The sequence below is a fragment of the Tritonibacter litoralis genome, assembly GCF_009496005.1.
GTDB classification, from domain to species: Bacteria; Pseudomonadota; Alphaproteobacteria; order Rhodobacterales; family Rhodobacteraceae; genus Epibacterium; species Epibacterium litoralis.
Window position 1 is genome coordinate 108,331 of sequence record NZ_WIBF01000009.1, and the last position, 19,025, is coordinate 127,355.

Below are 19,025 nucleotides of genomic sequence, written 5' to 3' on the forward strand. Positions count from 1 at the left end.
GTGGGTTGCTACCGAACCGCGATCTGGCTTCTGCGCTGCAAGCAGAATGGGTAAAACGCTCGCTTGTTCTGGCTCATACCTATTTCTTACACATTTTGTCAAATACTGCCTGTGCGAAATCGGGTGGACTGCTGCGTTGACCGGTGCCAATTACGTCACCCCGCGGCATCTCGCATTTCACGGCGCATTGAACAGCTGTTTGATAAACAGGATCTCGCCTCGTGCGCCTGGTTGTTTGTAATGGATATGGCCGCGCTTGATTGATCTGATGGTCTGGCAGAGCTTAGGGTCGTCGATCATCCGAACTTGAATGGTTGGAGGAGTGAGGTTTGCAACAGAACCGCCTGAAATTTCCAAACTGAATTTTGTCGTTTGGTTGCCAACAATCCGCCCTGCTGTCAACTTTCCTGCAGGCGATCCCCCTCCCCTGCCCCTTTTGCAACGAGCGTTGGTCCCGCGGCGCGTTGCGCATTTTGATCCAATCCGGTCTTGCTTGCGTAGGCTTATTAAACCAAAGGCAATTTTAGGGGACGCAATGTTTGACCAACTACACCGGCCACGTGAACTCGGACCACAAGATCAAGGGCCCCGAAAACGGATTGCCATTATAGGAGCTGGTATTTCAGGGCTTTCGGCAGCCTATTACCTGTCGGCCCGACACCACGTCACCTTGTTTGAGGCGGCGCCGCGTCTGGGGGGGCATGCGCGCACAGTGATGGCCGGGCGGTCGGGACAGCAGCCGGTGGACACCGGGTTTATTGTTTTCAACTATGCCACCTACCCTTACCTGACGGCGTTGTTTGACGCGCTGAACGTGCCGGTTGCCAAAAGCGAAATGAGTTTCGGCGCCACGATCGACAACGGGCGGCTGGAGTATGGGCTGAACACGCTCGGCACGCTGACGGCGCAGAAACGCAACCTGTTGCGCCCGGCCTATTACCGGATGATCGCCGACATCCTGCGCTTTGGCCGCAGCGCCGAAGCCGCCGCCACCACGGATGAGATGACCATCGCAGAGCTGGTGCGCCAGCTTGGCCTGTCGGATGGGTTTCGCGATGATTACCTGTTGCCCATGTGCGGGGCGATCTGGTCCACGCCCATGCATGAGATTGACCAGTTCCCTGCCCGCTCACTGGTGCGGTTCTTTCGCAACCACGCGCTGTTGGCCGGATCCCAGAAACATCAGTGGTGGACCGTGGATGGCGGCAGCATCGAATATGTCCGCCGCATCGAAACCGTCCTAAAGGGCCGCGATTGCCAGATCCATCTGGCAAGCCCGGTGCAGGCTCTGGAACGCGATGATTTAGGTGTCTCGCTTTATGTGAATGGCGATTGGAGCTCCCGGTTTGATGAGGTGATCCTGGCGTGCCATTCCGATCAAAGCCGCAAGATTTTGGGCAATAACGCCACCCCCCAAGAAGCACGCGCTTTGGGATCGATCCGGTATCAGACCAACCGGGCGGTGCTGCATTGTGACCCGACGCAGATGCCGCAGCGGCGCAGTTGCTGGTCGAGCTGGGTGTATCGGTCCCAATCCGGGCGCATCGGGGTCACCTATTGGATGAACCGTTTGCAGAATATTCCTGAATCCGATCCGCTGTTTGTCAGCTTGAACCCCACAAGCCCCATTGCGCAAGACGAAATCTATGACGAGGTCTCATTTGACCATCCGGTGTTTGATCGCGCCGCAATGGCGGCACAGCAGGACTTGCAGGCGATCCAGGGGCAAAACCGCAGCTGGTATGCGGGCGCCTATTGCCGGTATGGCTTCCACGAGGACGGGATTTCCAGCGCCATGGACGTGGTGCGCGCCATTGATCCGATGGCGGCCCCCGACGCATCCCAAAGCCCCGCATCCCCGGTTGCAGCGCTGAGCTGATGAACCGCGCTGCTGCCCATTACCCGCGTGTCAGCCTTTATGCCGGAATGCTGGCGGCGGCGGGACTGCCGCTTTATATCCATCTGCCGCGTTTCGCCTCGGTTGAACTGGGGTTGGACCTGGCCGCCCTTGGCGCGCTGCTGCTGGCGCTCAGGCTGATTGATCTGGTGCAGGATCCTTTACTGGGCTGGGTGGTTGATCGCTGGCCCAACGCCCAAGGCGCCCTGGCGCTGAGTGCGGCGCTGGGGTTGAGCCTTGGGTTTTTGATGCTGTTCACCTTGCCGTCTGGCCACAGTTCGATCCTGCGGCTCGCCGCCATTCTGGTCTTGCTGTTCACAGCCTACAGCCTTGGAACGATCCTGCTTTATGGGCGCAGCGCATCGCTGGCGTTGACAGCTGACAACTCGGGCCTTCTCCATCTGGCCGCCTATCGCGAAGCGGGTATTCTGGCAGGTGTTGTTGTAGCCGCAAGCGCCCCGGCTGTGTTTGCAGAGCTTGGCGCAGCGCGCGACGGTTACCCGGCTTTTGGCATGGCGCTGGCGGCACTGGCGCTGTTGGCCGCCGTTCTGTGCCGACCGCTCTGGAGGCGTCCGGTACGTGCAGCGCAGGCCCTGACATTTGCTGCATTGCGCCAGTCCGGGGCACTGCGTTTGTTATGTCTGGGCCTTTTGAACAGCCTGCCTGTGGCGATCACCGCGACATTGTTTTTGTTCTTTGTGCAAGATCGACTGGCGCTTGACGCATTGGCCGGGGCATTTCTGGTGCTGTTCTTCCTCAGCGCAGGGATCAGCGTTCCAGTCTGGACGCGGATCAGCCGCAGGGCAGGGGTGCGACGCACGTTGTTGTGGGGGATGCCGCTGGCGATCTTTTCCTTCCTGGGCGCGGCCCTTTTGTCGCCCGGTGACGCCCTTGGCTTCGCCGTGATCTGCGTGACCTCAGGGGCCGCGCTTGGAGCCGATATGGTGCTGTTGCCTGCGCTGTTTTCCATCACGCTGACCCAATCTGGGCTACAGGCCTCGCTGGCCTTTGGGCTGTGGTCTCTGGTCGGGAAACTGGGGTTGGCGCTGGCGGCCTTTGCGGTGCTGCCCATGCTGGCATATTTCGGCTTTGCGCCTGCCACCGAAAACCCACCCGCGGCTCTGGCCGCGCTGACAGCGGGCTATTGCCTGATCCCTTGTATTCTGAAACTCGGCGCCTGGACCATGGTCTGGTCGCTGCCAAAGGAGACCTCATCCTCATGAAACTGCTGACCGCAATTCTGGGATTGCTGCTGCTTGCGATCTTTGCCCGATCCATGTGGGCCAGTTTTCGCAGCCAATCCCCCAGCGATTACGCCGGAACCACACCGGCCTTTGATCTGCGCCAACATCTGAACGGGCCGATCCAATCCGAAGGGGTGATCTATGGTCCCAAGGGGCGCGTCACCAATAGTTTTGTGGCTGACATGGAAGGGGAGTGGGACGGCAACACAGGCCGCTTGCGCGAGGCGTTCACCTATTCCAACGGGCAACAACAGCTGCGGGAATGGCATCTGACGCTGGGGCCGGACAATACGTTCACCGGCACCGCGGATGATATTGTGGGCGTGGCTACGGGAACGGTCTCGGGCTCGACCGTGCAGATGAGTTACAAGATCATCTTGCCAGAGGCTTCGGGTGGGCATGTTCTGAGCGTAACCGACTGGCTTTATCTGACCGAAAGTGGTGCGATTATGAACCGGTCGGAATTGCGCAAATACGGGATCAAAGTGGCAGAGCTTTTGGCGACAATGCGACCCGCAGAATAACGGCGGTTGACAGCTGTCAACCGGGCGAAAGTGCGGTGGTGATTGGGATGCGTTGACAGCTGTCAACATCCGGTCACGCCGCCCTTTGATTTGCGCCATTGACCAAAGCCATCACCATCGGAGCCGGAGAGAAACAGCCCAATTGCGCCTTGGCCGTCAGACTGCGCAAATAGCCACCTGGATTTCGGATCGCACTGAAACGCTGCAGAATACAGGAGAGTGTAATTGCTGCCGCTTCCGGGCCCATCTGCTGACAGGCTTCTTCCCAAGCTGTGCGATCAATTCCCATCATTGTGCTGAGAGTCGACGCCGCACCGACCAGGTCTCGCCAGCTTCGTGGCGGGCTTTCGCAATAGGGGAGCACATCGGGACAGGCTTCCAATACAAGAGCCAAAGGCAGCTTGATGGTTTTCTCAGCAGGCACGGGTTGTGGCTTTTGTGCTTCGGTCGTTGTTTGGCTCAGTTCAGAGTCTAAGTTATCTTTTTTTGAACTCTGATAGTGCCGCTCATTTTGACTGTCATTGCCGCTCAGATCTTCTGAAACTTCGGTCATCTCACCTTGGATATACGCAAGGATGTCCACAAGCTTTTGTTCAATTTCACTGAGGGTTTCTGCGGACAATTTGCGCCGCATTTGCCGGTTCAGTTCAGCAAGCGTGGCGTGCACCATCTCCCAATCGCCGGTGATGTTTTCTTCAACGGCAAAGCTTGCCAGCTTCACCACATCCCGCCGCAACAAGGCGATGCGTTCGCGTTGCAGCTTCAACTCGGCCTGTGCGCGCCGTTGTGTTTCGGCCCGTAGCTGGATCTCTGCGGCTTGGTAGAGCAGGGGGGAAAGATCAAACCCAAAGGCGCGGGTTACATCGCCGCCAGACCCGCGACGGGCATAGCGTTTGCCATTGGGGCTGTCGTGGCGGGCAATCACTCCGGCCTCAACAAGGGCGGCCAGATGACGCCGCAAAGTGCTCTCGGCCATGCCATGACAGCGGTCCGCGAGGCTTCGGTTCGATGGGAACACAATAAGCTGTGCGCCGGGTTCAAGGGTTTTGGCGGGCAGGAACGTCAGGAGCGCGTTCAAGACCATCAGGCTGCGGTCGCCCAGGTCATAGGACAGCCGCGCAGTTGTGAGGTCGCGGAACAAAGTCCATTTATCCAGGGCTTCAGCAGCGGTCAGAGATGCGCTCTGCCGTTTGGCCGTGACCCGGGCCACAAGCCCAGCCGTCACCGGCCGCCGCCCAAAGGGCGTCGATGTGAGATGTTCCATATTTTATCACGAGACAAAACTTTTTCGCCCACCCGGACCGGGTGCGAGTTGACAGCCGTCAACACTCTGGCCTAAAATGGAATTGCTACATAACCATTGGAGGCCTCTCGGGATCTAATCCTGGGGGGTCTTCGTTTTTGGGGTTCTGTCTGCTTTGTGCCTCCTGTTTGTTTCCTGCTCGATGAAACCGGGCGCATGGCCCGGCCTTCGTCACCCGGTGCTGTTCTTACGTTCGAACTGCCACTGGGTGTGAAGCTCACTGATGTTGTCGACCAACCATTCCTCGAACCCTTCGCTGGTCTGCGCGTTCAGGGTTAGGGTGGTCTTGCCTTTGCCGCGTTTGACCTCTCCGAGGGCCTGTCCACCAGCGCCGGTGAGGGCGGATTTCTGTGGCGGCGGGGCAGGGGGGCGTGCGGGGGTCAAGGCGGTCAGAACCGCGTCAAACCGGTCATCAGACCCGTCGCCCAAAGCGGCAGTTACCGCAGTGTCCAGATTTGATTTCTCCAGAAGGTCCGCCAGCTTCAACCACCGATCCCGGCCCACCGAAGGTGCGGCGCCAATGGCGTTGATCAGCGGCTCTGGGATACGGTCTGCAACGGAAAGCATGCGTGAAATCAATGTCTTATCCACGTGCAACGCGTCACAGATCACTTTGCGCTCGTACCCCATTTGCCGCATCTGTCGGGCGAAATTCACCCGTTCGATAAAGCTGAGGTCGCGCCGGGCGCTGTTTTCCTGACCCTGGGCCACGATCAATTCGCGATCATCCAGGACCCGGATCAGCGCTTTGACCGGACGTTCCAACCGCCGCAGTGCAGCAACCCGGCGACGGCCATAGACCACCTGATAGCGTTCCGGGTAATTTGGATTGGGCCGCAACAGCACCGGCACCTGTTGGCCGTATTCCTCGATCGAAGCGATCAGCTCTAACAGGCCGCCGTCTTCGTCCAGACGGTCGCGGATGCCACCGGCATCGATCATACGCGGGTCAATTTCCTGAACCGCGCGGGATTTGAGGTCCGAGATCGATTGGCTGACCGCGCCGATGGCTCCGGAGGAGTATCGCGGTTTGGCCACATCCACGCGGGTTTGCGCGGGGGGTGTTTCAGGCGCTGCGGATTGGTCCATCAGACCTTTGAGTAGATTTTTACGCGCCATGCGTCCGCCCCCATGCCTGCTGCACCAGCGCTTCAATCTCGCCGTTGACCGCGTTCAGGCTTTCGATCGCGCGTTCATATGTTGCGCGGGTGAACTGGCCTTTTTCGACCTCATACAGGGTCTGTTTGGTGATGCCTGCGTCGGAAATCGCGGTGGATTTCAGAACTGGGTGGTTCAGTACGTGTTCCCCAAACATGGAGCGCATGAAACTGACCATTTGGTTCTGTGGACCATCACCCGGTTCATAGCGGGTGACCACATAGCGCAGCCAGTCATAGGACATATTGCCCCCGGCCTCGGAGACCACGCCCAACAGGTTCGATGTCATCAACAGGAACTGGCACATGGACATCACATCCAGCATCTGCGGGTGAACCGTGACCAGAACAGCTGTGGCGGCCGAGAGGGCCGACATGGTGAGGAACCCAAGCTGGGGCGGGCAGTCGACAACAACAACGTCATAATCTTTCTCCACTGGTTGCAGCGCGTCTCCAATCCTGGTGAAGAAAAGGTTACCATCTCGTTGGACCAGCGCACGGGGGGTCTCGTGCTCGAACTCCATCAGGTCCAAATTCCCTGGAATTATATCGAGATTGGTGAAGTAGGTCTTTTGAATGACCTGTTGCAGAGGCACCGGGTCATCATAGCGGATCGCATCATAGAGCGTTCCGCCGTCCAACAGATCAAATTCAGGCTGGAACCCGTGCAGCGCCGACAGGGACGCCTGCGGATCGAGGTCAATCGCCAGAACACGATAGCCATCCAGCGCCATTTTCTGGGCCAGATGGGCGGCCGTTGTGGTCTTGCCCGAGCCGCCTTTGAAATTGATGACGGTGATCACCTGCAGATGGTCGCCGTCGCGGCGACCGGGCAGATAGGTGCCAGGGGATTTTGCGCCAGCTTCCAACAGTTCGCGCAGCTCTTGCAGGTCTTCGGGAGAATAATAGCGCCGACCACCCGCCCGTGTTTCCGGAGATGGGCCGCGCCCATCCAGATGGAGCTTGCGCAAATAGGCGTCTTTGACCCCCAAAAGATCCGCCGCCTCACCCGAGGTGAATTTCCGCAAGGACCGTTTGGCATCGGGGGGAAACAATTGGGCGCGGTGGGCCTGCAGCCGCTCTGACAACCGCTTTGCGTGGTCGCCAACCAAAAGGTCAATACGTTCGCCCAAGCCCGACTGATCCTCACCGGCCAAAAGCGCGGTGACGGGGTTGGCGTCTGCCGTTACATCGTCCATTCTGCCCTCAATCAATCCGTTTGTTACGGATCAAGTCGTTTTATTCACTGCTTTCCGTAAGTAATGGGCCAGAAACCTCGATTCTTGCAAGGAATTTTTAAGGATCAGGGGTTTTGAGGCCTCTTAGACACTAATACGCCTGTGCAGAGCTGTCGATTGTATTGCGGTGCGTGAAGATTTCGATCTGATCGAAAATTCACAAAATCGGAAATTCTGAACGAAAATTCCAAGCCCGGAGCAAAAATTTAGGTGTGGGAAAGTGATGTGCGTCAAAGGCCGGAACAAAAAACCTGTACTGATCGAAAAATTGAACGTATTTTCGAAGTGTGGGTCGAAAATGAATAAAACCACCAGACCCTGAACGGTTTAGGAACAGAGCATGTCACAGGCACAAAAGACCGTAGGGCAGGTGGCGTTGCTGCAACGCTTTGATCTGCGACGGCCTGCGCCCTTTGTCACCAGCACCGTGGGTCCCGGCAGCCGCAGCACCCGAATCGAAGCGGGCCGGCGGGTGGAACATTACACCCGCGCCTATGATCCGGGAGAGACAGTGGCCGGGCATCTGCGGTTTGCACTGCGCTATGAGCCGCTGGATATGGGCATTATCGTCGCCGTCATGCGCGCGGTCCAGCCTGCTGAGATCCGCGACTGGGTTCTGGCAGAGCCGAACGGCCAATATGCGCGCCGGGCGTGGTTTTTTTATGAATGGGCCACAGGGGGGCAATTGGATCTGCCGGATGCGGGGGTGGTGCGATATGTGTCGGCGCTGTCGCCAGAATTCCACATCACCGCAGGCCCCCGGAAATCACCACGCCACAAGGTTGAGGACAACCTGTTGGGGGGTCCTGGCTTTTGCCCAACCGTGCGCCGCAGTGATGCGATTGCGGCGGCATTGGACCGCGGCCTTGCGGCGCGGGGCAGGGCGGTGTTGCACAGCGTGGCCCCGGATGTGCTGGCGCGGGCGGTGAATTACCTGTTCACCAAGGAAACCCGTACCTCGTTTGAGATCGAGCATGAAGTGCCCAGCCAAGAAAAGGCGCAGCGTTTTGTGCAAAGCCTGCAGATGGCGGACCAGCTGTCGTTGGATCATCTGCAGGATCTGATTGCACTGCAGGGCCGGATTGTCGATCCGCGCTATGCCGCCACAGGGTTGCGGGATTTTCAGAATTTTGTCGGGGGAACCATTGGGTTTGACTACACCGAACATGTGCATTTCATCTGCCCCCGCCCCGAGGACATCGCCCCACTGATGACCGGCTGGCAAGAGATGAGCCGCCGATTGGTGCAGGATCTGGACCCGGTGATTGCGGCGGCGGTGATTGCCTTTGGCTTTGTCTTTTTGCATCCGTTTGAGGATGGCAATGGTCGGATCCACCGGTTTTTGATCCACAAGATCCTGTCGGATCAGGGTTTTACACCACAGGGCGTCTTGTTCCCGGTCTCTGCGGCGATCCTGCGGGACCGGCATGGGTATGACCGCTGTCTTGAGGCGTTTTCCGGCGCGATTGGCCCCCATATTGACTGGTCCTGGGGGCCCGATAAATCCCTGCGGGTGACAAACGAGACCGCGGATCTTTACCGTTATTTCGACGCCACACCGCAGGTGGAATATCTGTTTGACCGCATCGACAACACAATCGAGGTGGATCTGCGCCAGGAGCTGGCCTTTATCGCGCGGTTTGATCAGGCCTTGCAGGCGGTGCGCCAGATTATCGACATGCCGGATCGCCGCGCGCGTCTGCTGACCCAGCTGGTGCTGCAAAACGGTGGCCGCCTGTCCAAGGGCAAGCGCGGCCAGTTTGCGGAACTGACCGAGGATGAAATTGCAGCCGTCGAACAGGCGATTGCCACCGCAACCTCTTAATCCGGCGCGGTGATCAGATGGGTTTGACCCAGGGCGGTCAGCGCTTGGGTCAGGCTGTGCGCCTCGGTCGCGGCATAAAGCGCATCTGCATCGGTGACAGCCGCGCCCAAGGCCTCTTCGAACGCAGCTTGGTTGGCCGCAGCGCAATAGGTGGATTGTTTGTCTGATCCGAGGTTTGACTGAAAAATCCCGGCGGCAGAGACAGGCAGGAAATCCTCATAGGTTTGCGGGTCCGCCGCCAAATGGCCGCCGTCAATCAACGCGTCAATGGAGGCAAAATCCACGTCCAGCTGGTCGGATACGGCGCGATACTGGAAATAACCCAGTCCTTGCTGCCGCATTGCCGTATAGCCATCTGGGAACCGTTCGAATTCCTCGCCCAACGCCGCCACATAAGCTGCGGCGCTTTCGCCGGCTGGGCCAACTTTGGCCCGGGCGCGGGTGCGCGACAGGCAGTCATCATAAAGGGCGCGCCCCTTGGGGGTCACCGCGATGCCGCGCTGTTCGATCTCGCCAAATCGCGCAGTATGGGTGCCGGGGCTGCCGGAAAAGGACACCTGCTCTTGCAGCGCTTTGAAGGAGGTCTGCCGCAGCAGGATGTCAGCGGTGCGGCGCGCGGGGCCTTCGACGATGGCTTTGGGATCGATGCCGCGCTTGGGCATCTCTGCCTGGACCGCGTCAATATCCAATGTGCGCGGCGTGAGGTGGTTGATATGCGGCCCCTTAAAACTGACAACATCGGCGATCAGACGATGGGCTGCGTGCAATTGTTCATATGTGGCCTGATCCACCGTGGCTTCGGCGTGCCAGCGGAAGGTTTCAAGCGCTGCGGTCACAAAGGCCTCCGCCTCGGTCCGGGTCAGACCTCCGGCGGTTTCAAACCGGTCAATCTGGACCATGGCTTCGGGGGTGACGATCTGGCGTTTGGACAAAACCTGCGCCGCTGTGGCCGCAAGGGCGCGGTCTTCCACAAGGTCAAGCCGCAGGAGCGAGCAGAACACGCGAAACGGGTTCTGTTTCAGCGCCGCCGCGTCGATGGGGCGAAAGGCGGTGGAATGGACCGGGATGCCCGCAACGGACAGATCGTAATAGCCAACCGGCACCATGCCCATGACCGCAAACATCCGCCGGATCATGGACAATTCCGCCGCTGTCCCCACTCGGATTGCACCGTGACGCTCAACATCCAGTCGGCCAAGCTCGCCCGCGGCCTCAAGCTGTTGATGCAGCTTTGGGTTCTGTTCCAGTGTTTGTGCGTTCACATCCCGAACCAGGTCAATCAGATCTCCATAAAGCGGCACCTCATCCCGGTACATGTCTGACAACGTGGCGGCAAAAAGGCTGCGGATTTCATTGGTGGAGAGGAATTGGGTCATTGGGTCATCCGGGATCAATCAGGGGCTGTTGGGTCAACACATATGAAATCTGTCGCCGGCCACCAGTGGAAAATCCCCTTTAGCGTTCACATTGACGCAGGGTTCTGTGCGGCCATCAAATGGGCCGCCGCATCTGCAAGGTGAAACACCGGCAGGCCAAGCGCGCGGCGCAACGCTGGCGCATAGGGGGGCAGGTTGCCACATTCCAGGATCACCGCGGTAAGGTCGGGATGGGCTGTTTGCAACGCCAGGGCTGCTTTCACCACCGCCTGTTCCATCTGATGCGGATCCAAATCGCTGCGCTGCTGCGATTTCCGCGCCAGAAACGTCTCGGCAAAGACCGGGATATGGCTGAGACCTGCAATGGCCACAGCGTCGCGGTCGATCCCAGCCGCCGCCAGAGCGTTGGGGCCCAGGGCGGGCTGTGACGCGGTCAGGATGCCGATTTTGCCAGCGGTTGTGGCGCGCACCATTGGATAGAGCGACAGGGCCGAGACCATAACCGGGATGTTCACGGCACGCGCGATGTGGTCCTGGCTGGTGATCAAGAACCCGCAGGTTGAGACAATCGCCGCCGCCCCTTGCGCTTCCAAGGTGCGGGCGGCGTCCACAAAGGCCGCCAACAGGGCAGGTGGGGGCGGGGCGTCCTGGACAATCACCTGACTGTCCGCGCCGGTCACCACATGGATTCGCGCTGCAAACGGATAGGTGTCGGGATTGCCGATATCGCCTTTTATACGCTCAAACGCGGTATCAAGCGACAGAATACCTAGGAAAGCATTGGTCATGGGGGTCCTACTTCATACCCTGGCTGAACCAAGTTGGGGCTGGTCGAATATGACACCCCTTGCGTCAAAGCGGAAGGGGCGGGCATTCACATCACACCGGGCAAAGTGGCATAGGTCCTGGCCACACCTGGCAGCATCGGGAACAGGACGGCTTGGATTGCGTGATAGATATCCGGCTTGCCCTGGAATTGGCGCGACAGGGGGGTGCCGGTGTCGTCGACCTCAGGGAACCAGCCGCCATGGGTGGTGTCGATAAATGTCTTTTGCGCATAGGCCCAGATACGGGTGTACCAGTTGATATCCTCGGGCCTTGGATCGGCCTTGAGCAGGGCGGCCAAAACGCCGATGGCTTCGGTGACGGGCCACCAATATTTGCAGCGGATGTCCGGTGTGCCATCAAACCGTAACGTATAAAAAAGCCCGCTGTTTTCTGCATCCCAGGCATCCGCCAGCGCTTGATACGTCAAGGACCGGGCGCGGGCCACACGAGCCGGGTCGGGGGTTGGGCTCAGCTCATTCAGGTGCAGCAAAAGCCGGGCAAGCTCAAAGGAATGTCCGGGCGTTGTACCTGCGGGGCGAAACATCGGATCGCCGCTGTAGCCGTGGTCGATCTGCCAGTTGTCTGTATAATGTTCCGGAATGCGCCAGTTCTGAGCAGGTGCGATCATGCCGGTAAAGAAATCGAGGATCCGCGTCGCACGGTCCAGATATTTTGTACGCCCGGTCACCTCAAATGCGGCCAGCAAGGCTTCGGTTGCATGCATATTGGCATTCATCCCGCGATAGACCGAAAACGGGGTCCAGTCGGCGTTGAATTCGTCACAGAACAGCCCGTGATGCTCCTCCCAGAAGTGTTGATCCAGAACGCGGTCCACATCGTCCAATAGGGCCGCGGCCGCAGGGTGATCCACAGCAAGCGCGCTGGCTGCGGCCAGCATTACAAACACATGGCCATAGGCCAGTTTGCGGCCATCGTGCGCGCCGGATTGATCCAGCGCCCAGAAATAGCCGCCGTTGGCGCGGTCGTGATGGTGGGACATCAAATAGGCCATGCCGTGATCAATCATCGCGTCGCACCCTTGGCGACCGGCCAGTTTGCCCAGGGCATAGGAATGGATCAGGCGGGTGGTTGTATGAAGCTCCTGGATAGAGCTGTTCAGCGGCGCAGCTGTTGCGTCCAGCACGTAAAACCCGCCGTCCGGGCGCAGGCTGTTATCAAAAAAATCAAACTGCGCATGGGCATCAGATATCAGAAACCTGCGATGATCCGGCGTCATCCAAGTCGCGGTCAAAAGCCTGTCGGTGTCCATAGGATCAATTCCCCCTCATCTGAGCCACGGCATCCGGGTTTTGAATAACGCCATACGGATGTTGATGGCTGTCAGTTAAAACCGTTAGATACTGAAATTCAAAGCGAAGATTCGCAGTGGCACCGGTAAGAGCTGCTGCAACGGGATCCATATCCCGCGATGTTTCGCGTGTGGTAACAAGACATTGGACAGAAAATGATACTCTGCTGTGGCGAAGCCTTGATCGACATGATCCCTGAACCCACTCAATCTGGCGCATCCGGATTTGTCGCGCATTCGGGCGGGGCTGTTTTTAACACGGCGGTTGCATTGGGACGGTTGGGCGCGCCAGTCGGCATGTTGACGGGCCTGTCGACGGACCAGTTTGGCCAGCAATTGCATCAGGATCTGACCCGGTCAAATGTCGACACCAGCCATGTCCAACATGTGGACCGACCCACGACGCTGGCGTTTGTGCAATTGACGGATGGGCATGCGACCTATGACTTTTACGATGAAAACACGGCCGGGCGGATGATCTTGCCAGAGGATGTTCCCGCCATCGCGCCGGGAATCCAGGCGCTTTACTTCGGGGGGATCAGCCTGGCTTGCGAACCCTGTGGTGTGACCTATGCCCATCTGTTGCAGGCCGAAGGGCAGGACCGGGTGGTGATGATTGATCCAAACATCCGGCCCAGCTTTATCGCCGATGAGGCCCGGTTCCGGGCGCGACTGGCGGAGATGATTGCAAAATCCGATATCGTCAAAATCTCGGACGATGATCTGCAGTGGCTGGCCGGTGAAGACACGCCGGTTGAGGTGGCTGCCGAAGCGTTGTTGGAGCAGGGGCCTGCTGTTATCATCCTGACCCGCGGGAAGGCTGGTGCCACCGGGTTTATGGGTGGCGGTCAAAGGGTGCATGCGCCGGCCGAACAGGCAAAGGTCGCCGATACCGTTGGTGCCGGAGACACGTTTAACGCAGGTGTTCTGGCGAAACTGTCTGAACTGGGTCTGTTGTCCAAGGCCAAGCTGCGCGCTGCGGCGCCGGAGGATCTGAAAAACGCGTTGCAATTTGGGGCCAAGGTCGCGGCGGTCACAGTGTCTCGGCCCGGCGCAAACCCGCCTTGGGCGCATGAGCTTTGAACCCGCTGAAACCGACGGTGCGCCGCGCGTCACTGCGCTGAAAACCTGCAAATCGTACCATCACCACGTGTCGGCCCCGAATTTAGGCGGCCGGCCCGATAATGCACGCCACGCCGCGTAAGTTGAAGAAAACGGTATCTAAATTCTGCCCGGAATGCGGGCAAAATTTTAGAGCCTAAAAAAACCTCTTGCCGAAACCGGTTTCGGGATCTTTCCTAACGGTGGGAGGCCCTGTGACTCGGCAAGATAAAATAAATCAAAGTGGTGTGGCTGCGCGGCGGGTCACAATCGCTGATCTTTCGCGCGAACTTGGCATTACCAAGGGGACGGTCAGCCGTGCGTTAAACGGCTATACCGACATCTCGGCCAGCACCCGTCAACGCGTAGAACGGGCCGCCGAACGCTTGGGCTACAGACCGCTGACCCAAGCGCAGGCAATCCGCACCGGGCGGTCCCAATCCATTGGTCTGGTGATTGAAACTGGGAACCATGACGCCCATCGCCCCTTTTTGGCGGAATTCCTGGCCGGGGCATCCAGTGCTGCGGCGGCAGAGGGCTGGACGCTGACGGTGTCGACCGCGGACACGCCTGATCAGGTTCTGCAACGCATGCAGCAATTGGTCCAAGATCGAAAGGCCGATGGCTTCATCCTGCCCCGCACCCTGTCGGATGATCCGCGCGTTGCGCATTTGCGGGCTCACGACGTGCCTTTTGTGCTGTTTGGCCGGGTGGCCGATCCCACCGGCTGTGCCTGGTTTGATTTCAAAGGTGGCGTCGCGATACGCGATGCGGTTCACCGCCTGCATGCCGCAGGTCACCGCCGCATTGGCTACATCGGCAGCACGCCGGAGTATCACTATGAAAAACTGCGCTTGGCCGGGTTTCGCCGGGGGCTGAGCGACCTTGGTCTGGCCGAAGAGCCTGCGTTGATGTGTGAAAACGCGGTGATCCGCAGCCAGGGGGCCGAAGCCGCCCGACAGTTTTTGTGCCAACCAGACCGACCCACAGCGCTGATCTATGCGGTGGATGATGCCGCACTTGGCGCGTGGGATGCGGCCCATGAGGCGGGGTTGGCCATCGGGCATGACCTGTCCATCGTATCCTATGACGGAACCAAAGAGGGGGCCGCGGCACGGCCCAGTTTGGCTTCTTATGCGGTTGATAATCGTTATGCCGGCGAACGCCTGGCGCATTTGCTGATCCGCCGAGTCCGGGGCGAAGCGCCAGAAGCGCTGCGCGAGGAATGCGACGTGCCGTTTCGGCCTGGCGGCTCTTTTGGGCCAGTGCGGGGGCCCACGGGGGGAAACCCAAGCGGGCGAATGCCTTAAGACAAAAATAAGTAAATTGGAAAAAGGGAGGACAACTATGTCATTAAAGAGAATTCTGGGTCTCAGCACTGCGTTGATCACCGGTGTGGCGGGGCTTGCAATGGCCGAGGACCTTAAGTTCTGGACCACCGAGGAACAGGCAGAACGGTTGGCCAAGCAAGAGGAAATGGCCGCCAAGTTCGAGGCGCTGACCGGTCACACGGTTGAGGTGATCCCGGTGACGGAAACCGATCTGGGCACCCGCGCCACCGCCGCCTTTGCGGCCGGAGATCTGCCGGATGTGATCTATCACACCCTGCAATATGCGCTGCCTTGGGCCGAAGCGGGTATTCTGGACACGGATGCCGCCAGCGATGTGATTGAAAACCTGGGCGAGGGCACCTTTGCCTCGGGCGCATTGGCGATGGCTGCCACGGCGGATGGGTTTGCCTCGGTGCCGGTTGACGGCTGGACGCAGATGGTGGTCTATCGCAAAGATCTGTTTGATGCAGCAGGCCTTGCAGCACCGGACTCTTTTGCCAATGTGGTTGCTGCGATCGAGGCCCTGCATAACCCGCCGGAAATGTTCGGCTTTGTCGCGGCCACCAAGGTGGATGAGAATTTCATGAGCCAGGTTCTGGAACATGTCTTCCTGGCCAATGGCGTCTCTCCTGTGGATGACAAAGGCTTTGCCGCATTGGACGAGGCGGCCACCACCGAGGTTCTGGAATTTTACAAAGCAATCGCCAAAGCTTCACCTCCGGGGGAGCTGTATTGGAAGCAGTCGCGAGAGCTGTATTTTGCGGGCAAAGCGGCAATGATCATCTGGTCGCCCTTTATCCTGGATGAGCTGGCAGGCCTGCGCGACAGTGCCCCGCCCACCATCAATGATGATCCCACCAGCAGCGAGCTGGCCTCAAAAACCGGGATTGTGACCAATTTCTCCGGCCCATCAAACCCGGATGGCGCGGCCTGGGGCGACATTCGTTATTTTGGCATCACCAATGACGCGGCGACCGATGCGGCGATGGAGTTTGTCGAGTTCTCCATGAGTGATGGCTATGCCGCGACCCTGTCGATTGCGCCCGAAGGGAAATTCCCGGTCCGCAAAGGCACCGAGGCGGATCCTGCGGCTTTCTCAAAAGCCTGGGCAAAACTGCCGGTTGGCGTCGACCGCAAAGCGCCCTTGGGCGATCTGTATGCACAAGACATGATTGATGAAATTGTCGGCGGTCTGGATGTGGCGCAGCGCTGGGGTGTATCCGAAGGGCAGCTGTCGCTGGCGTCCAAGATGATCAACTCGCAAGCCATCAACCGGATTGTGCGCCAATTTGTGGATGACAAGATCGATGCCAGCGCAGCCGTGGCTGCGATGAACAAAGAGCTGAGCGCGATAGAGTAACGCGCCGTTGGTCGCGGGTTTTGTCCCGCGACCTTTTTCAACTCCACGGATTTCATATGACCCAGATTGACCAGCCCACCCGTCCGGTGGCTGCGCCGCCCAAGGGCGCGGGCCCTTTGGCCAAGCGTGAAGCGCGCCTGGCTTGGGGCATGCTTGCCCCGACCCTTGCGGCTGTCGCCCTTGTGGTGATCCTGCCGCTGTTGGCGATTTTTTGGATCAGTTTCAAACCCGTGGAACTGGCAGATCTGCGCCCGCCCGAGGTGTCTGTCCGTGAGGATGTGCGCGGCAAACCTGCGGAACCGGGGGATCCGGCGACCCTGCGGTATCGTTTGCGCAACTCCTCGCAGGATGCGCCCATCACCGGCGTGACTTTGCGTGACACCCTGCCGGACGGGGTGGAGATCACCGGCGGTTTGATCGAGGGCTGCACAGTCCAGGGGCGGGACCTGTTCTGCGATTTTGGCGATTGGGACGGCGGCGCGCGCGTGCGTTTGCAGATCGAGGTTGTCACGGATCAGGCGTTTTTTGACGGGCCGGACCCACGCGACAGTGCGCCCATTGTGACAGGTGAAGCGTCCAATATCCTGACGAATTTCTCTTTTACCTTTGACAACTATGCCCGGATCTTTGACAGCAGTGAGTTTTTCAAAGTCCTGTGGGTCACGCTGTTTTACACGATCTTTGGCACCATCGGGGCGCTCGTCATGGGGCTGTTTGCGGCGCTGTTGCTGGATAAATCCTTCAAAGGGCAGGGGATTTTGCGCGGGCTTTACCTGTTTCCCTATGTGGCGCCGGTGATTGCCGTGGCCTTTGCCTGGGTTTTGTTGCTGGACCCGTTTTCCGGGTCAATCAATGCGCTGTTGATCCAGATGGGGGTGACCGAACAGGCGATCAATTTCTTTGGCGAAGAGCCTTTGGCGCTGATCATGGTCACGGTGTTTGAGATCTGGCGCTATTTCCCGCTGTCGTTCCTGTTCATCCTGGCCCGCATGCAGAGCATCGACACCGAGATGTATGAGGCCGCCGATATGGATGGGGCGACGCCGTTTCAACAGTTTCGCTATCTCAGCCTGCCGCAGCTGTTGGGGATCCTGTCGGTTCTGTTCCTGCTGCGGTTCATTTGGACGTTCAACAAGTTTGACGACATCTTCCTGCTGACCGGTGGCAATGCGGGCACGCGCACCCTGACGGTGAATGTCTATGAACAGGCCTTTGCGCTGTCGAACATTGGCGCGGGTGCTGCGGTGGCGGTGGTGATCTTCTGCTGTCTCTTGTTGTTCAGCGTCTTCTTCTTTCGTGTCGTGAGCCAGGAGGAAGGGCTATGAGAGCGATTTACCACGCCTATGTCACCGGGCCCATTCTGGGCGCGCTCTGGGGCTTTGTGATCGCGGTCACCGTGTCCATCGCCATGAGCTTTGCCACCGGCGAAGCCTTCCGACCTTCGTTCCTGCTGTCGCTTCTTTGGGGGGCGGGCATTGGGGCCGCCGCGGTCCATTCACGCGCGGTTGCCGTCCTCGCCGCGCTGGCTGCATTGGCCGCCGGGATCCTGGGGTTTGGGCCGATGCTGTCGGGAGAGAGTGTCGGGCCGCTGCCGCAACTGATCGGCCATGGTGCCATGTCTGTCTTTGCGACGCTCGGCATGGTCAGCATCATGGCCAAAGCCCCCAAGGGCGCGCTCACCCGGCATGAATTTGAAGAAGCCGTGATCCGTTTCCTGACCGGCTTTGGCTATATCTTCTTTACCGCGATTGTTCTGATCCCGTTTTACGTGATGGTGATGACCTCGCTCAAAAGCCAGCAGGCGCTGCTGCAAAACCCGCTGGATTTCTCCATTGATTTCAGCCAGGGCTGGGATCTGTTTCGCAGTTATGAGGAGCTGTTTCGCGACCACGGGTTTGGCGGCTTCCTACTCAACAGCTTCTTTATCTCGGTCATTACGGTTTTTGTGACGCTTCTGTTTGCAATCCCCGGCGCCTATGCGGTGGCGCGGCTGCGGTTCAAAGGGCAGGCGGCTTTTGCGCGGTCGATCCTGTTGATTTACATGGTGCCGATGATCGTTCTGGCGCTGCCGATCTATATTGCATTCTCCACCGCGGGTCTGCGCAATTCGATCTTTGGCATTGTGTTGATCTATCCGGTCACCACCATTCCCGTGGCGCTTTATATGCTCCAAGGCTACTTTCGCGGTCTTCCATCCGAGATCGAAGAGGCCGGTTTGATGGACGGTCTGTCCCGGCTGCGGGTGATCTGGAAAATCACGCTGCCCTTGTCCCTGCCCGCGCTGGCCTCTGTTTCGCTGTATGTTTTCATGATCGCCTGGAACGAGTTTCTATTGGCTTTCATGCTGTTGGATGACCCCTCCAAATTTACGCTGACACGAGGCATCGCCTCGCTCAACTCTTCCGAGATCCCCAGACAGCATCTGATGGCGGGGTCGGTTATTGCGACCGTTCCGATCATGGCGCTGTTTCTTGGGCTCGAACGGTTCATGACCAAAGGGCTCACGGCGGGCTCTGTCAAAGGATAACAACG

At 58.9% G+C, this 19,025-nt stretch carries 16 protein-coding genes; 9 read left to right on the top strand and 7 right to left on the bottom strand.

Annotated features, from left to right (window positions below; genetic code table 11):
- Positions 1-177: 177 nt before the first annotated feature.
- The gene (locus tag GFB49_RS21035) at positions 178-402 is read right to left on the bottom strand and encodes a hypothetical protein (protein ID WP_194269358.1); all 225 of its coding nucleotides are present in this window, start codon (positions 400-402) and stop codon (positions 178-180) included.
- 133 nt (positions 403-535) lie between these two features.
- Here GFB49_RS21035 and GFB49_RS14310 point away from each other — a divergent pair, with 133 nt between their 5' ends.
- The 3 genes from GFB49_RS14310 to GFB49_RS14320 are packed head-to-tail and all read left to right on the top strand — an operon-like array spanning position 536 to position 3,665.
- On the top strand, positions 536-1,879 hold the full coding sequence (locus GFB49_RS14310) for an NAD(P)/FAD-dependent oxidoreductase (protein WP_153216603.1): 1,344 nt from the start codon (positions 536-538) through the stop codon (positions 1,877-1,879).
- A complete protein-coding gene (locus GFB49_RS14315; RefSeq protein ID WP_153216604.1) occupies positions 1,879-3,120 on the top strand; it encodes an MFS transporter in 1,242 nt (413 codons plus the stop codon). Before GFB49_RS14310 ends, GFB49_RS14315 begins: the two co-directional genes overlap by 1 nt.
- Entirely contained in the window at positions 3,117-3,665 is a 549-nt protein-coding gene (locus GFB49_RS14320; RefSeq protein ID WP_153216605.1) for a DUF3833 domain-containing protein, read from the top strand. The genes GFB49_RS14315 and GFB49_RS14320 overlap by 4 nt, the downstream gene beginning before the upstream one ends.
- A 73-nt stretch (positions 3,666-3,738) precedes the next feature.
- Here GFB49_RS14320 and repC read toward each other — a convergent pair whose 3' ends face one another.
- The 3 genes from repC to repA form a co-directional block, all read right to left on the bottom strand.
- The gene (repC, locus tag GFB49_RS14325) at positions 3,739-4,929 is read right to left on the bottom strand and encodes a plasmid replication protein RepC (RefSeq protein ID WP_153216606.1); all 1,191 of its coding nucleotides are present in this window, start codon (positions 4,927-4,929) and stop codon (positions 3,739-3,741) included.
- A 210-nt stretch (positions 4,930-5,139) separates the two neighbouring features.
- Entirely contained in the window at positions 5,140-6,087 is a 948-nt protein-coding gene (gene repB, locus GFB49_RS14330) for a plasmid partitioning protein RepB (RefSeq protein ID WP_153216607.1), read from the bottom strand.
- Positions 6,077-7,324: a plasmid partitioning protein RepA gene (repA, locus tag GFB49_RS14335; RefSeq protein ID WP_246149732.1), complete on the bottom strand. Its 1,248-nt coding sequence runs from the start codon at positions 7,322-7,324 to the stop codon at positions 6,077-6,079. The genes repB and repA overlap by 11 nt, the downstream gene beginning before the upstream one ends.
- Before the next feature lie 379 nt (positions 7,325-7,703).
- Between repA and GFB49_RS14340 the strand changes: the two genes are divergently transcribed.
- The gene (locus GFB49_RS14340) at positions 7,704-9,188 is read left to right on the top strand and encodes a Fic family protein (protein ID WP_153216608.1); all 1,485 of its coding nucleotides are present in this window, start codon (positions 7,704-7,706) and stop codon (positions 9,186-9,188) included.
- Here the strand turns inward: GFB49_RS14340 and hglS are convergent.
- From hglS to GFB49_RS14355, 3 genes are all read right to left on the bottom strand, one after another.
- On the bottom strand, positions 9,185-10,564 hold the full coding sequence (gene hglS / locus GFB49_RS14345; RefSeq protein ID WP_153216609.1) for a 2-oxoadipate dioxygenase/decarboxylase HglS: 1,380 nt from the start codon (positions 10,562-10,564) through the stop codon (positions 9,185-9,187). The two genes, GFB49_RS14340 and hglS, sit on opposite strands and share 4 nt — an antisense overlap.
- 86 nt (positions 10,565-10,650) lie before the next feature.
- Complete coding sequence (locus tag GFB49_RS14350; RefSeq protein ID WP_153216610.1) at positions 10,651-11,352, bottom strand: aspartate/glutamate racemase family protein; 702 nt, start codon at positions 11,350-11,352, stop codon at positions 10,651-10,653.
- A gap of 86 nt (positions 11,353-11,438) precedes the next feature.
- Positions 11,439-12,662, bottom strand: a complete 1,224-nt coding sequence (locus GFB49_RS14355) for an AGE family epimerase/isomerase (RefSeq protein WP_153216611.1) — start codon at positions 12,660-12,662, stop codon at positions 11,439-11,441.
- Positions 12,663-12,857: 195 nt separating this feature from the next.
- On the opposite strand from GFB49_RS14355, the gene GFB49_RS14360 reads away from it, so the two are divergent.
- The 5 genes from GFB49_RS14360 (at position 12,858) to GFB49_RS14380 (ending at position 19,020) form a co-directional block, all read left to right on the top strand.
- Positions 12,858-13,784 carry a carbohydrate kinase family protein gene (locus GFB49_RS14360; protein WP_153216612.1) on the top strand — a complete coding sequence of 309 codons (927 nt, stop codon included), beginning with the start codon at positions 12,858-12,860 and terminating at the stop codon, positions 13,782-13,784.
- A 233-nt stretch (positions 13,785-14,017) separates the two neighbouring features.
- Positions 14,018-15,112 (top strand): LacI family DNA-binding transcriptional regulator, encoded by a 1,095-nt coding sequence (locus tag GFB49_RS14365; RefSeq protein ID WP_343032586.1) that lies wholly within the window; start codon positions 14,018-14,020, stop codon positions 15,110-15,112.
- A gap of 37 nt (positions 15,113-15,149) precedes the next feature.
- Complete coding sequence (locus tag GFB49_RS14370) at positions 15,150-16,493, top strand: ABC transporter substrate-binding protein (protein WP_153216614.1); 1,344 nt, start codon at positions 15,150-15,152, stop codon at positions 16,491-16,493.
- A 56-nt stretch (positions 16,494-16,549) separates the two neighbouring features.
- The gene (locus GFB49_RS14375; protein WP_153216615.1) at positions 16,550-17,818 is read left to right on the top strand and encodes a carbohydrate ABC transporter permease; all 1,269 of its coding nucleotides are present in this window, start codon (positions 16,550-16,552) and stop codon (positions 17,816-17,818) included.
- Entirely contained in the window at positions 17,815-19,020 is a 1,206-nt protein-coding gene (locus GFB49_RS14380) for a carbohydrate ABC transporter permease (protein WP_153216616.1), read from the top strand. The genes GFB49_RS14375 and GFB49_RS14380 overlap by 4 nt, the downstream gene beginning before the upstream one ends.
- Positions 19,021-19,025: the final 5 nt, after the last annotated feature.

What these genes read in the sequence shown, in the direction of transcription:
- GFB49_RS14310 (WP_153216603.1), top strand. Translation starts at nt 536, where the DNA reads ATGTTTGACCAACTACACCGGCCACGTGAACTCGGACCACAAGATCAA.
- GFB49_RS14315 (WP_153216604.1), top strand. Translation starts at nt 1,879, where the DNA reads ATGAACCGCGCTGCTGCCCATTACCCGCGTGTCAGCCTTTATGCCGGA.
- GFB49_RS14320 (WP_153216605.1), top strand. Translation starts at nt 3,117, where the DNA reads ATGAAACTGCTGACCGCAATTCTGGGATTGCTGCTGCTTGCGATCTTT.
- repC (WP_153216606.1), bottom strand. Translation starts at nt 4,929, where the DNA reads ATGGAACATCTCACATCGACGCCCTTTGGGCGGCGGCCGGTGACGGCT.
- repB (WP_153216607.1), bottom strand. Translation starts at nt 6,087, where the DNA reads ATGGCGCGTAAAAATCTACTCAAAGGTCTGATGGACCAATCCGCAGCG.
- repA (WP_246149732.1), bottom strand. Translation starts at nt 7,324, where the DNA reads ATGGACGATGTAACGGCAGACGCCAACCCCGTCACCGCGCTTTTGGCC.
- GFB49_RS14340 (WP_153216608.1), top strand. Translation starts at nt 7,704, where the DNA reads ATGTCACAGGCACAAAAGACCGTAGGGCAGGTGGCGTTGCTGCAACGC.
- hglS (WP_153216609.1), bottom strand. Translation starts at nt 10,564, where the DNA reads ATGACCCAATTCCTCTCCACCAATGAAATCCGCAGCCTTTTTGCCGCC.
- GFB49_RS14350 (WP_153216610.1), bottom strand. Translation starts at nt 11,352, where the DNA reads ATGACCAATGCTTTCCTAGGTATTCTGTCGCTTGATACCGCGTTTGAG.
- GFB49_RS14355 (WP_153216611.1), bottom strand. Translation starts at nt 12,662, where the DNA reads ATGGACACCGACAGGCTTTTGACCGCGACTTGGATGACGCCGGATCAT.
- GFB49_RS14360 (WP_153216612.1), top strand. Translation starts at nt 12,858, where the DNA reads ATGATACTCTGCTGTGGCGAAGCCTTGATCGACATGATCCCTGAACCC.
- GFB49_RS14370 (WP_153216614.1), top strand. Translation starts at nt 15,150, where the DNA reads ATGTCATTAAAGAGAATTCTGGGTCTCAGCACTGCGTTGATCACCGGT.
- GFB49_RS14375 (WP_153216615.1), top strand. Translation starts at nt 16,550, where the DNA reads ATGACCCAGATTGACCAGCCCACCCGTCCGGTGGCTGCGCCGCCCAAG.
- GFB49_RS14380 (WP_153216616.1), top strand. Translation starts at nt 17,815, where the DNA reads ATGAGAGCGATTTACCACGCCTATGTCACCGGGCCCATTCTGGGCGCG.